Raw genomic sequence first — 12,424 nt, 5'->3', positions numbered from 1 at the left:
CAACCGTAGACACAGAAACTGACACCTCCGCCAATCCCTGCCTTCATACAAGACGCCCAACCGAAACGTCAGGCGGCCCAGACTTCGCGCTTACAATGTTTCAGTAAGTTTGGAGTGCAGCGGTGAAATCCGAAGCCACCAATGAATGGCTTGAGCAAAAACGCCGATTGTCGGAATTGGGCGACGCCAGCGCGCAGGTCCATCTGGGCCTTGCGTACTGGCATGGACGGCTCGTCCCCAAAGACCTCGATAAGGCGGTATCGCTTCTGCAAAGCGCGGAGGAGACGATAGGCGAGGATGCGTGGGTCGAACGCCTCCGCATCCTTTACTTCGAAAAGGACCCCAGAATCGATCATGTTTTTCGGAGCAGGCTACCGCATGCGAATGGGATAGCCTGCTTTATCTATGGAAAATATCTTGCTGAGCAAAGTAGGCCGGAAGCCCTCTCGGTCTACTGCGCAGGTGCCCAAGCCGGGCACATCGGCTGTGCGGTGCGCTATCATGTTCTTTCGCGCAAAGGGGTAAGGGGCGTCCTCGGTTTTCCCCGCCTCCTTTGGTTGCTGACTCGCGGGATGGTCTTGTCGTGGCGTGATGGGGATCAGCCTAGATGGCGCGTGTAAGCGTGGGCAGGGCAGCGCCAGCGGATGCTTCCTGCGCATGTATGTATCGTATGCTTCGCTGAAAAACGCCCGCTGGCAGTCATTGATTAAAGCGGCAGGTCACCGGCAATCTGTCGTGTCCGTGCCTGCGATGATGACGGACGCTTGTACGGCTGCCAAAAGCAGCGCTACGGGAGTAGCGCCTCCCGCTCATTATGTTGTCAGTGCTAAAAATGTTGGCCATAGTGATGAATTATTGGATCTTGGAAAAAACCATATGCATTGAGCTCAATACTAATGATGACCCTGTACATTTTCGTATCGAGGCAATTCGGGCCTGCGATGCGCAACTATACAAGGCGAAAATTTATCGTCTTGAGATTTTTCGATTTACCCCTACATTTGGCGATTTTCCAACTGGCGGAGCAGATCACTCAATCTATGTTTCCAACGATTTTTTTGATGATGAGGAATTCCATTGTGAAGATGCAACAAGCGCATTGGAAATAGCATTATCTCGACTCAAAGATATGGGATTCACATAATCTGACCAGTCAGGCCAGTTGATTTGAGTGCCTAAAATGACCCGATCACCGGCGCGCTCTTATCAATGTACTGCAATTTAGCGCGAGCGCAGGATCCGCCTTCACGAGTGCGGCTGGTCTCGTCTCTCTGCGAGGCTTGCTGCGAGCACGCTCGCCAGTACCGGAGGCGGGGTGGGCTTCGAAAAGACCCTGAGGCTCGGATACTGCCGTTCCAGTTCGGGGCCCAGGCCGGCGCCCGTATGCACCAGCAGTTGCACGCCTTCGCCTGTCAGCGCCGCGATGACCGGGCCGATATCGCCGTCTGGTAAGTTCACGTCGAGGATTGCGGCTTCCACCTCTTCGGTGTCGACCAGCGCCAATGCCTGCCTCACGGTGGAGGCAGGGCCGACGACGGTTCCGCCGGCGCTTTCGATCGCATCCGCCAGATCAAATGCAATGAAGGGCTCGTCTTCGACGATCAACACACGCCGTCCATCCAACGCATGCCGGGTAATGTTATCAATCTCTTTCATGGTCTCAGAATAGTTCAACTCGACTGAAATGCCATTAACGCTGTAGTTGTTCCATCGGCAGCCTGAAATGAATGTGAACGCCGGAGGCACGCCAGTCGTAGCTTATCTCTCCCCTTAATTGGCCTGTCGCGCTTGAGTTTGCCAGCTTGCTGCCGAATCCTGCAAGTGTAGGGGGATGAATTTCCCGGTCTGCGACAGTCTCTTTCCAATGAAGCTCCAGTTGGTCGTCCGCCACCGCCCACTCGATGGCGACCGCGCCGTCGTGAGAGTGCAAGGCACCGTATTTTGCCGCATTGGTCGCCAGTTCGTGAAAAATCAGCGCGAGGCTCGTGGAGGCATCCTTGCCAAGCCAGACCTCGGGTCCGCTGATCGAAAGCTGGCGGCCGTCGGCGAGCTCCACATGTGGCCTGGTGACCTCCTCGACGAGCGAACGAAGCGATGATTTCTGTGAACTGTCGGCGTCGGTTGCGATGGCCGAGCGGATCAGTTCGTGTGCCTTGGCAAGCGCGCTCAGGCGCCCCCTCAACCTTTCGCTCATCTCATTAACCGATGGCGCGGTGCGCGCCGTCATCGTGATCATGCCGGAGGCGATCGCAAACAGGTTCTTGACCCGATGATTCATCTCCCTGAGCAGGAGTTGTCGCGCTTCTTCCGCCTCCTTCAGATCATGGATGTCGGTACAGGTTCCGAACCACCGCATGATTTCACCGTTGGCGTCGCGAATGCACTGGGCACGGCCGATCACCCAGCGATATTGACCTGAACGGTGTCTCAATCGGTACTCGATATGGTACGGCTCACCGGTTGCAAGGCTGTGGCGCCAGACTTGCCAGGCGCGCTCCTGATCGTCTGGATGGAACATGCCGTTCCATGCCTCGCCGTCTGTCGACCCATAAGGCACGCCGGTATATTCGTACCAGCGGTCGTTGTAATAGTCGTGGAAGCCGTCGGGGCGCGTCGACCAGAGCATTTGGTCGATCGCGTTCACCATGGCCTCATATTTGGCCTCGCTGGCGCGCAGCGCATCTTCGGCCCTGGCTGCATGCGTCACATCCGTGGCCTGTACGAAAACACCGCTGCGCACGCCGGCAGCGCTGGTAAGCGGCTGATAGACGAAATCGATAAGACGCTCTTCCATGGGACCATCAGGGGTACGCGATAGTTCCACCGGAACCGCGCGCCCGACAAATGGCTCTCCCGTTTCGAAAACGCGATCGAGAAGTTCGATGAACCCCTGATTGACCAGCTCGGGAAGAACCTCGGCAACAGCTCGCCCAATCAGGTTCTTCCGGCCGACCAGCTCTTCATAGGCAGCATTCACCACCTCGAAGACGTGATCCGGCCCGCCGAGCATGGCTACGGCGCTGGGTGCCTGGGCAAACATGTTTCCCAGCCGCTCGAGCTCCGCCTCCGCCTGCCGGCGCGCCAGCACCGCGTGGGTCGTTTCATTGCCCTGGTTGAAAACCCCGACAACCGAACCGTCCTCACCCCGGATCGCGGTGAAGCTGTAATTCCAGTATGTTTCGTGCCTCACGCCGTTTCGGACCATCGGCAGCATCTGGTCGAAAACCGAAAAGCCCTCTCCGGTTTGCATGACCTGCTCGAATTGCGGCCCCACCACATCCCAGATGTCCGCCCACACGTCGGCGGCCGGCCTGCCAAGGGCCGATGGGTGCCGATCTGCCGGTATTGGCGCCCACGCATTGTTATAGAGCAGCCTCAGCTCCCGACCCCAGTATATCGCCGTAGGAAAGCTCGAGTGGAGGCAGATTGAAAGAGCGGAACGCAGCGATTGCGGCCACGTCGTCGGACACCCAAGCGGGGTCTCGCTCCACGAGTGGGATCGGATCAGGCGGCCCATTTCGCCACCGCCGGACAGAAACGACACCGGATCAGGCGAACTCAATTCGGCGTCCATATGTCTTGATAGCCTTATTTTCCGGAAAACCCGACGGGTCGTTTAAGGTCATGCAGCAAGCCCTGTCTTCACCATACCGCTCTTTTCGATGCGCAAAGACCCCGCAACGATGGAGCGCCGACAGCCCTAGGAGGAAGTTCCCGCGAACTTCGATTTTCCGCGCGCGGCGCAGCTAGTCTGCACTTGCGGACATGTTGCATGAAATACCCCTCGGCGAACGCAAAAACGCCGGAACCCCAACAAGGTTCCGAGGGGAGCCAATTTTTGTGACAACGCTACGCTACCGACTGCAGGTGTTCTCCCGCGCCATGGCCCGCGGCGGGCTCCACGGACTGGATCGCGGGAGTATTAAGGTCGGCCGCGCTCACCCGTTGGCTGCCAGCACCTCGATCGCCTCGTGATCGGGCGAGACGCCATCGACGATGAAGATGTGGCCTTCGGCATTGTCGCTGCGAAGGGCCTTGATCGCGGCATAGGCATCACTGTGATACCAGTCGCGCGCATGCTGGTAGTCGGGAAACTCGAGGATGATGGCATTGCCTTCCGGCAGGCTGCCCTCGAAGTGTTCTATCCGGCCGCCATGGGCGATGAAGCGGCCGCCGAAAGGCGCGAGCGTCGCATCGATGCGTTCCAGATATTCGACGATGCCGGGGCCGAGATTGACGTTCCAGAGGTATCCGATTCCGTAGGCTGCCATGGGTCTGCTCCTGTTGCGGTTTGAGTTCCGATGCAGGTGCAACATGCCTTCGGTTACGCGATCCGGCGATTACGCATCACGTAATTATTTTGATTTTCCCGGAGAGAATCGAAATGCGCGTTTCGGGGTTTCGATGAACTTGGGTGTTTACACCCGGACATGCTTCGCAGACTGTGCAAGCGTCGCCAGCAAGCGGAGGAAAAGCCTGCATGAAACTCGACGAGCTCGTCGCGATAGACATCCATACCCACGCGGAAGAGCCCTGCTGCGGACCGCGCGACGACGGCTATGACGAGTTCCAGGCCGGCATGGCGAAATATTTCAGGAATCCCGCCGGCGCCAAAGGTATGCTGCCCTCCGTGCAGGAAACGGCAGCCTATTATCGCGAGCGCAAGATCGGCTGCGTGATCTTTCCGGTCGATGCAGAGCGCGAGACCGGTTTCCGGCGCTACAACAACGAAGAGGTGGCGCAGATCGCGGCCGAAAACAGCGACATCATGATCCCGTTCGCCTCCATCGATCCGGCCAAGGGCAGAGCAGGCGCCCGCGAGGCGCGGCGACTGGTGCGCGAATTCGGCGTTCGCGGCTTCAAGTTTCACCCCACCATGCAGGGCTTCTATCCAAACGACCGCTCTACTTATGTGCTGTATGAAGCGATTGCCGAAGAGGGCGCCATCACGCTGTTCCACACCGGCCAGACCGGGGTGGGTGCCGGGATGCGGGGCGGCATGGGCATGCGGCTCAAATATTCCAATCCGCTCCATCTCGACGACGTCGCGGTAGATTTCCCGGACATGCCGATCATCCTCGCGCACCCCTCCTTCCCGTGGCAGGAAGAAGCGCTGTCCGTCGCGACCCATAAGCCCAACGTCTATATCGACATGTCGGGCTGGTCTCCGAAGTATTTCCCACCGATCCTCGTGCGCTATGCCAACACGATGCTGAAGCACAAGATGCTGTTCGGCTCAGACTGGCCTGCAATCACGCCGGATCGCTGGCTTGCCGATTTCGAGAACATCGAGATCAAGGACGAAGTGCGACCGTTGATCCTCAAGGACAACGCGGCGAAGCTGCTGAATCTCCGCTGAATATAGGTCAGTCCAGCGCCACCACCTGACTTAATATTACTGGCTGTCGCCATTGTTGTACCGGCAGAGTGTTGCCGGCCTCTCGATTGCCCGATTCCGTTCCTAGTGCCGCTTTCGATATCAACGGAACCGGACCTTTCAGATGAACAGAACCAGCCTGCGGATCGCGGCAGCAAGCCTTTCCGCCGCGACACTCCTTGCATTTTCCGCCACCACGGCTTCCGCCCAATGCGGCAGCGCTTCATGGTATGCGCTAACCTCGAAGACCGCCTCGGGCGAGCGCATGAACCCGGCCGCGCTGACGGCGGCGCATCGCAGCCTGCCGTTCGGCTCCAAGATGAAGGTCGTCAACCAGCGCAACGGCAAGTCGGTTGTGGTGCGGATCAACGACCGCGGGCCGTTCATCAAGGGGCGCGTGATCGACCTGTCCAAGGCGGCTGCGCTTGAACTCGGGTTTATCCGGGCGGGTCACACCAAGATCTGCATGGAAAAGCTGGGCTGAACTTCCGAGCCGGCGGCTAGCCGCGCCGGCGGTCTCGCACCATGCCGCGATACGCTTCTCTAAGATACGCCATCGTCGCCTCGGCGTCGCTCGGCTTGCCGAACAGGTAGCCCTGTCCTCCAGCGCAGCCGAATTCGACGAGACGGTCGGCCTGGGCCTCCTCTTCGATCCCTTCGGCCACCACATTCATGCCGAGCCCCTCGCACATGGCGAGAATGGCGCGAATGATGTGCTCGGACGGCTTGTCCTCCAGGATCGACGAAACGAAGCTGCGATCGATCTTCAGCTTGTCGAAATGGAACTCGCGCAAACGCCCAAGCGACGACTGGCCGGTGCCAAAATCGTCGAGCGACACGCGGATACCCACGGCGCGAAGGTCGTTGACGATCTTCTCCGCCGATGCGGGATCGGTCATCAGACCGGTCTCGGTGATCTCGATCTCGAGACGGCGCGGGTCGAAACCGGTACGCGCCAGGATTGCCAGAACCTGCTGCGCGGTGTTCTGGTCGACAAGCTGTGAAGGCGACAGGTTGAACGACAGGAAAAGTTCGTCCGGCCAGTTGCGCGCGGTTTCCGTCGCCTTGCGCAGCAAAAGCTGCGAGAGGGCACCGATGATTCCGCGTTCCTCGGCGATGGGGATGAAGACGTTTGGCGGGATTACACCGAGATCCCGATCCGTCCAGCGCGCCAGCGCCTCGAAACCGATTACGTGCCCGGTCTTCAGTTCGACGATCGGCTGGAAATGCGGCTCGACCTCCTCGGCCGCCACCGCGCGGCGCAGAGCCTGCTCGATATGCGTCACCCGCCGTGCGGCCTCTTCCATCTCGCGCGTGTAGACCATCACCTTGCCACGGCCGGACCGTTTGGCGTGGTAGAGCGCCGTTTCGGCCTTGGAGATGAGGGTCTCGGTACTCTCCTCGCCGGAGTAGAACAGCGAGCAGCCTGCGGATGCCGAGAGGCGCGCCGTCCGGTCGCCGACATCGTAAGGCGCTGACAGAATCTCGATCAGCATCAGCGCGCGTTCCTGTGCGGCCTCCTCGCTGAACACGAGAGGGTACAGGAAAGCGAATTCGTCCGCGCCGACACGCGCGACGGTCGAATGCTGGTCCATCGACGCCTTCAGCCGCATCGCAACCTGCTGGAGTATATTGTCTCCAGCCCTGCGGCCGAACAGATCGTTGATCGGCTTGAAACCGTCGAGATCGAGAATGCCGATGGCAAAAGGTGCGGGGTCGTCGGCACGATCAAGGATCAGCCGGTCGATCTTGTCGAAGAAGCGCCTCAGATTTCCGAGGCCTGTAAGCGGATCGGTAAAGGCCAGATCCGCCGATTCGTTCCCCATCTTGCCGCTGCCGAATGGATGCTGCATCGGCGCCCCTTATTCTGTTTTTCTTATTTCCAGGCCTGCGGGAGAGAACCTTGGCAGCAAACCCTTTAGGAAAGGTATCCCGGAGAACAATTTTTTCGCATGGCGGTCAGCGGTGGTCGCGCACCTGCCAGATTTCTATGGGCGCGTCTGCCGTGCCGGCCACCGGCACCAACCATGACGGCGTGTTGCCGGCAAAGAGAGTTGCCAAAAGTCCTTCAGGTGCCCACCGACGCAGGGACGTCGTTTCCGGGTTGCCGCGACAGAGCGCGACGTAGGCTACTCCAAGCCGCTGTGCGGTATCGGCGGCTGTGTTCGGATTGCCCATCAGCATGTCCAGCGCGGCCAGATTGCCGGCGTTGTTGCGATGATAGGGACCGTTGAGCACGCGGTGGTCGGTCGCGCCCAGAATCGTCGAGCCCTGGTTGGACACTGCAAGCACCAGCCCGGCCGGCAGGGTGGTCAGGGTCGTGTAATCGGAGAGCGCGTAACAACGTTCAAGTTTGGCTATCTCGTCGCCACTGCCTGCTTCCGGAGTGGGTTTCAATGGCAGCGCGGCGAGTTGCCAGACAATGTTCAGCGAGGCTAGCCAGCTCGCCACCATGGCGAGCTGGGGCAGCGCACCACCTCTCATCTCAACACCGCGACGCAATCCCCCAACCCAGGCGGCAAGCGGAACAGCGGCAAGGGGAACCGAGAACATCGCGCCGCGCACCTGCCAGAAGCTCACGAGCAGCGTGATGCCAAGAAAAGCTGCCGCAATGATCCACGCACGATCGCCGCGCTCGCGAACGGTGGCCCAGCCGCAGACACCAAGCGCGATCAGGGGCGTGACATAGAAGCCGGCAAACATTGCCGGATCGGAACGCAGCACTGACACGACAGACTGCGCTTCCGAAACCGCGCTCAACCAATAGCGTTGCAGGCGCGGATCGAGATCGGCATAGGGATCGGCAAGACATTGGGGGAAAGCAGCAAGCAAAAGCGCCGCCGCCAGCCCGCCCAGCATCAGCAGGCCGGCAAGCCGCCGCAGAGGGGAGGCTGCAAGAGCCGGCGTCGCCGCAATCGCGGCAAGGCCCGCCCCGCCCAGCACCGCCAGAGACGCCTGCGGAAACGAAAAGGCATCACACTCTACCGCAAGCCAGTCGCGCATCGGCACGGTTGCCGCCAGCGCCACCGCGCCCACGATGGCGAAAGCCGCACCGAACCCGCGTGCCACCAGCGCATCGCCATCGTCGCCAACCAGAAAGCCGATGGCAGAGATGGCGCAGGCAGCCGCCACATAAGGTGCGGTTTCCATGCCGACCGCAAGCATCAGCGCCGCGCATGCGCCTGCGACCAACCCCGCGTGACGCTGGACACGCGCATTCACCAGACAAAGGAAGGTCGCCAGTGCCAGCACGAGCTGTATGTTGTGATGATCGAGCGCGGCAGGTGGAAAGAGGTCGACGAAATAGAGCGCAAGCCCGCCGATTACGACCGCGGGCAACACGGCCCATTCACCGCCAAGGGCACGGGCGGCGCGAACCGTGAGAAAGAGTGCCACGGCAAAGAGAAGCGTCGGCCAGATCACCAGCGCCGCAGGCTCGCCGAACCCCGCGACAAGGAGAGCTATCGGCAGGTCGACCAGCCGCGACCAGTGCATCTCGAAGCCGCCTTCGAGGCCCATCCGGTATTGGGTGAGATCGAACCAGCCCTGGCCGGCGAGCAGGTCGCGGACCTGAACCAGCCGCATGACACTGTCATTATCGCCCTTGCTGTCGGCGAGGGTGGGAAAGCCGCGCAAGGCATGCATGACGAGCATCAGAGCAGCTGCCCCGACGGCCACCGTTGCATCGACAGCGAAATGTGAGCGCAACCGCGCCCAGGTGGTGGGTGTGGTGACCGTCGCCAAGACGCGCTCCGCCCGTTTTCGTCTGGCGCTAAACCTAGCCTTAACGGCTTCAAGAAATAGTAAAGCCCACTGTCCGACCCCGGAGCGCCGCATGAAGAGCCTGCACCCGGCCGACCCCGCGATTGCGGTGTTGCTGCCTTGCTATAACGAGGAACAGACGATCGGCGCGGTGGTTCGCGGCTTCCGGGAGGCGCTGCCGCAAGCCACCATCTACGTCTACGATAACAACTCGACCGACCTGACCGCGCTCCAGGCGCGCGCCGGCGGCGCGATCGTCATCCGCGAGCCACGCCAGGGCAAGGGCAACGTGGTGCGGCGCATGTTCGCCGACATCGAGGCCGACATGTATGTCATGGCCGATGGCGACGGCACCTACGACCCGCAGGATGCACCGCAGCTCATCAACACGCTGCTGACGGAACGGGTCGATATGGTGGTCGGCACGCGGCGTGGCGTGACCGACGATGCCGGCCGCGCCGGACATGCCTTCGGCAACCGCATCTTCAATACGCTCTACCAGTTCCTCTTCGGCCGCGATTTCACCGACATCTTCTCCGGCTACCGCGTGTTCTCGCGCCGCTACGTGAAGAGCTTTCCCGCCGTTTCCGGCGGTTTCGAAATCGAGACCGAGATGTCGGTCCATGCGTCCGCGCTGCGCATCCCGGTCTGCGAGATGCCGCTCGACTATGGCCGACGGCCGGAAGGCTCGGAATCGAAGCTGTCGACCTTCCGCGACGGTGCGAAGATTCTCTGGATGTTCGCGATGCTGATGAAGGAGACCAGGCCGGCACGCTTCTTCGGCGCTCTTGCGATCCTGTCGCTTGTGGCAAGCGCCGGCTTTGCGACTCCTGTGCTCTACGAATATTTCGCCACCGGGTACGTCGCCAAGGTGCCGACCTGGATCCTGTCGATCGGGCTGTTGATGCTGTCGATGATCATGATGGTGGCGGGGCTGATCCTTGATTCGGTGGCCCGCGGCCGGGCCGAGCAGAAGCGTATCCATTATCTTAGCCACGCACCCGCGCAGACCATCGCCAAGGCCGCGGGCGAGGCCGAAAAACACCGGTCCATCCGGGCAGCATGAAGCGCATTGCCGCGTTCGTGCTGGCGGGCGGCGCGGGTTTTGCGACCGACGCGGCCGTTCTCTACCTGCTGACCGGGCCAGCCGGCGTGAATCCGTTCCTTGCCCGGCTTGTCTCGTTTGCTGCGGCCGTCTGCATGACCTGGGCGATCAACAGGCGCATTACCTTCGGCCCAAGCGAGAGGTCCCTTGCAAGGGAAGGCGCACGCTACGGCATCGTCGCCGTTGCGGTCGGCCTGTTCAATTATCTCGCCTATGCCGGGCTGCTTCTGGCGTTCCCGGGCTTGCACCCGGTTGGTGCACTTGCGATCGCATCGCTCGCGGCGATGATCCTGTCGTTCCTCGGCTATTCACGCTTCGTCTTCGGGACGGGCGCGGGATAGACCACCGGCGCACAGCGATTGGCCCCCCGATTGGCAAGTGCCGCGTCAGCCGGTAGAGGTTTGGCCGACACGTGCAACAGGTGGAGCGCCGCATGACCCTCAAAGTCGCCGTCCAGATGGACCATATCTCGACCGTCTCGATTGCCGGCGATACCTCGTTCGCCCTGTCGCTTGAGGCGCAAAGGCGAGGCCACGCGCTGTATCACTATACGCCCGACCGGCTGTCGATGGTCGGCGGCAAGGTTTTCGCACGGGTCGAGGCGATGGAGGTTCGCGATGTGGCAGGCGACCACTTCACGCTTGGCGAACAGGTGCGCACCGATCTTTCGGACATGGACGTGATCCTGCTGCGCCAGGACCCACCCTTCGACATGAACTACATCACCACCACGCACATGCTGGAACGCATTCACCCCAAGACCCTCGTGGTCAACGATCCGGCATGGGTTCGCAACAGCCCCGAGAAGATCTTCGTCACCGAGTTTCCGGACCTGATGCCGGAAACACTGATCACCAAGGACGCACGCGAGGTCGACGCCTTCCGCAAGGAGCACGGCGACATCATCGTCAAGCCGCTCTACGGCAATGGCGGCGCAGGCATCTTCCACCTGCACGAGGCCGACCGCAATCTCGCTTCGCTGCTGGAAATGTTCCAGCAGATGTTCCGCGAGCCCTTCATCGTGCAGCGCTATCTCAAGGACGTGCGCAAGGGCGACAAGCGGATCATCCTGATAGACGGCGAGCCCGTGGGCGCAATCAACCGCGTGCCGGCGGAACACGATTCCCGCTCCAACATGCATGTCGGCGGCCGCGCGGAAGCAACCGAGCTCACCGAACGGGAGCGCGAGATCTGCGCGCGCATCGGCCCCTCGTTGCGCGAGCGCGGCTTCGTCCTCGTCGGCATCGACGTGATCGGCGACTACATGACCGAAATCAACGTTACATCGCCAACGGGCGTGCGCGAGGTGAAGAAGTTCGGCGGGGCCGACATCGCGGCGCTGTTCTGGGATGCCGTCGAGGCAAAGCGAGCCTGAGTACGAATTTTCTGGCGGGTGGCTGTCGGACCGCGCGTCTAGTGAACGTCCTAGGGGCATCCAATAGAGAGGAACCACCGATGACCACCAAGATCGACGCCACCCCATCCGACGACCGCGAGCTGGTGCTCAGCCGTATCATCGATGCCCCACGCGAAAAGGTCTGGCGCTGCTGGACCGAGAAAGAGCTGCTGAAGCAGTGGTTCGTGCCGAAGCCGTGGAGCATCGCGGCAGTGGACGTCGACGTGCGGCCCGGTGGCCGCAGCAACATCACCATGCGCGACCCTGAGGGCAACGAGTATCCGAACCTCGGCGTCTACCTCGAAGTGGTGCCCAACGAGAAGCTGGTCTTTACCGACGCGTTCAACGAAGGCTGGAAGACGCCGGAGAAGCCGTTCTTCGTCGGTGTGCTGACCTTCGAAGATGAAGGCGGCAAGACCCGCTATACCGCGCGGGCCCGCCACTGGAACATGGAAGACAAGGAAGCACACGAGAAGATGGGTTTTCATGAAGGCTGGGGCCAGTGCGCCGACCAGCTCGAGGAACTCGCCAAGACGCTCTGAAGTCGTTGCTTAGAGCAACCCAAAAAGGCCGGCCATCGCGCCGGCCTTTTTCGTTCCAGCAGAACATGCGTTCTATCTTTGCAACCGGGCGCAACCTGCGTACACGCTCAACGCGATTTTGTTCCGGTAATGTTCTTGCCGTTGGGGGGCGATTGTATATTTGACAAACCCACGCCTTGCTGTAGGATGTGTAATCAGCAAGGGAGGGCAGTATGAAACGCATCAGGAAATACGGGCCGAAA

Annotated in this window: 13 protein-coding genes; 8 read left to right on the top strand and 5 right to left on the bottom strand. The window is 60.9% G+C overall.

The genetic code is table 11. The features are described from left to right. Positions 1–122: 122 nt before the first annotated feature. Positions 123–620 (top strand): hypothetical protein, encoded by a 498-nt coding sequence (locus ACVJNE_RS24170; RefSeq protein WP_499569269.1) that lies wholly within the window; start codon positions 123–125, stop codon positions 618–620. A 227-nt stretch (positions 621–847) separates the two neighbouring features. Next, on the top strand, positions 848–1,144 hold the full coding sequence (locus ACVJNE_RS24165; protein ID WP_499569268.1) for a hypothetical protein: 297 nt from the start codon (positions 848–850) through the stop codon (positions 1,142–1,144). 101 nt (positions 1,145–1,245) lie between these two features. Here ACVJNE_RS24165 and ACVJNE_RS24160 read toward each other — a convergent pair whose 3' ends face one another. The 3 genes from ACVJNE_RS24160 to ACVJNE_RS24150 all read right to left on the bottom strand — a co-directional run bounded on the left by ACVJNE_RS24160 (position 1,246) and on the right by ACVJNE_RS24150 (position 4,271). Then, positions 1,246–1,656 carry a response regulator gene (locus ACVJNE_RS24160; RefSeq protein ID WP_499569267.1) on the bottom strand — a complete coding sequence of 137 codons (411 nt, stop codon included), beginning with the start codon at positions 1,654–1,656 and terminating at the stop codon, positions 1,246–1,248. 34 nt (positions 1,657–1,690) lie between these two features. Beyond that, on the bottom strand, positions 1,691–3,574 hold the full coding sequence (locus ACVJNE_RS24155; RefSeq protein WP_499569266.1) for a sensor histidine kinase: 1,884 nt from the start codon (positions 3,572–3,574) through the stop codon (positions 1,691–1,693). 364 nt (positions 3,575–3,938) lie between these two features. Continuing rightward, positions 3,939–4,271, bottom strand: a complete 333-nt coding sequence (locus tag ACVJNE_RS24150; protein ID WP_499569265.1) for a DUF1330 domain-containing protein — start codon at positions 4,269–4,271, stop codon at positions 3,939–3,941. 209 nt (positions 4,272–4,480) lie between these two features. Here ACVJNE_RS24150 and ACVJNE_RS24145 point away from each other — a divergent pair, with 209 nt between their 5' ends. Further along, positions 4,481–5,359, top strand: coding sequence for an amidohydrolase family protein (locus tag ACVJNE_RS24145; RefSeq protein ID WP_499569264.1), 879 nt, complete (start codon positions 4,481–4,483; stop codon positions 5,357–5,359). Between the two features lie 142 nt (positions 5,360–5,501). Further along, positions 5,502–5,861 carry a septal ring lytic transglycosylase RlpA family protein gene (locus tag ACVJNE_RS24140; RefSeq protein ID WP_173188553.1) on the top strand — a complete coding sequence of 120 codons (360 nt, stop codon included), beginning with the start codon at positions 5,502–5,504 and terminating at the stop codon, positions 5,859–5,861. A gap of 16 nt (positions 5,862–5,877) precedes the next feature. On the opposite strand, the gene ACVJNE_RS24135 is transcribed toward ACVJNE_RS24140, so the two are convergent. Together ACVJNE_RS24135 and ACVJNE_RS24130 are read right to left on the bottom strand one after the other, a co-directional pair. Next, a complete protein-coding gene (locus tag ACVJNE_RS24135) occupies positions 5,878–7,230 on the bottom strand; it encodes a putative bifunctional diguanylate cyclase/phosphodiesterase (protein ID WP_499569263.1) in 1,353 nt (450 codons plus the stop codon). Positions 7,231–7,336: 106 nt separating this feature from the next. Next, positions 7,337–9,121 (bottom strand): GtrA family protein, encoded by a 1,785-nt coding sequence (locus ACVJNE_RS24130; RefSeq protein WP_499569262.1) that lies wholly within the window; start codon positions 9,119–9,121, stop codon positions 7,337–7,339. Positions 9,122–9,212: 91 nt separating this feature from the next. Here ACVJNE_RS24130 and ACVJNE_RS24125 point away from each other — a divergent pair, with 91 nt between their 5' ends. The 4 genes from ACVJNE_RS24125 (at position 9,213) to ACVJNE_RS24110 (ending at position 12,182) form a co-directional block, all read left to right on the top strand. After that, entirely contained in the window at positions 9,213–10,205 is a 993-nt protein-coding gene (locus tag ACVJNE_RS24125) for a glycosyltransferase (protein ID WP_499569261.1), read from the top strand. Continuing rightward, a complete protein-coding gene (locus ACVJNE_RS24120) occupies positions 10,202–10,585 on the top strand; it encodes a GtrA family protein (protein ID WP_499569260.1) in 384 nt (127 codons plus the stop codon). The genes ACVJNE_RS24125 and ACVJNE_RS24120 overlap by 4 nt, the downstream gene beginning before the upstream one ends. 92 nt (positions 10,586–10,677) lie before the next feature. Further along, on the top strand, positions 10,678–11,619 hold the full coding sequence (gshB, locus tag ACVJNE_RS24115) for a glutathione synthase (protein WP_499569259.1): 942 nt from the start codon (positions 10,678–10,680) through the stop codon (positions 11,617–11,619). 80 nt (positions 11,620–11,699) lie between these two features. Continuing rightward, complete coding sequence (locus tag ACVJNE_RS24110; RefSeq protein ID WP_444726805.1) at positions 11,700–12,182, top strand: SRPBCC family protein; 483 nt, start codon at positions 11,700–11,702, stop codon at positions 12,180–12,182. The last annotated feature ends 242 nt before the right edge of the window (positions 12,183–12,424 follow it).

It is taken from the genome of Mesorhizobium sp. DxT (assembly GCF_058448885.1).
This window is presented reverse-complemented; position numbering and strand designations above follow the sequence as displayed.

Excerpts from the sequence above, each read along its gene's own strand:
- ACVJNE_RS24110 (WP_444726805.1), top strand. The coding sequence starts at position 11,700 with ATGACCACCAAGATCGACGCCACCCCATCCGACGACCGCGAGCTGGTG.
- ACVJNE_RS24140 (WP_173188553.1), top strand. The coding sequence starts at position 5,502 with ATGAACAGAACCAGCCTGCGGATCGCGGCAGCAAGCCTTTCCGCCGCG.
- ACVJNE_RS24155 (WP_499569266.1), bottom strand. The coding sequence starts at position 3,574 with ATGGACGCCGAATTGAGTTCGCCTGATCCGGTGTCGTTTCTGTCCGGC.
- ACVJNE_RS24125 (WP_499569261.1), top strand. The coding sequence starts at position 9,213 with ATGAAGAGCCTGCACCCGGCCGACCCCGCGATTGCGGTGTTGCTGCCT.
- ACVJNE_RS24160 (WP_499569267.1), bottom strand. The coding sequence starts at position 1,656 with ATGAAAGAGATTGATAACATTACCCGGCATGCGTTGGATGGACGGCGT.
- ACVJNE_RS24135 (WP_499569263.1), bottom strand. The coding sequence starts at position 7,230 with ATGCAGCATCCATTCGGCAGCGGCAAGATGGGGAACGAATCGGCGGAT.
- ACVJNE_RS24120 (WP_499569260.1), top strand. The coding sequence starts at position 10,202 with ATGAAGCGCATTGCCGCGTTCGTGCTGGCGGGCGGCGCGGGTTTTGCG.
- ACVJNE_RS24150 (WP_499569265.1), bottom strand. The coding sequence starts at position 4,271 with ATGGCAGCCTACGGAATCGGATACCTCTGGAACGTCAATCTCGGCCCC.
- ACVJNE_RS24145 (WP_499569264.1), top strand. The coding sequence starts at position 4,481 with ATGAAACTCGACGAGCTCGTCGCGATAGACATCCATACCCACGCGGAA.
- gshB (WP_499569259.1), top strand. The coding sequence starts at position 10,678 with ATGACCCTCAAAGTCGCCGTCCAGATGGACCATATCTCGACCGTCTCG.
- ACVJNE_RS24165 (WP_499569268.1), top strand. The coding sequence starts at position 848 with ATGAATTATTGGATCTTGGAAAAAACCATATGCATTGAGCTCAATACT.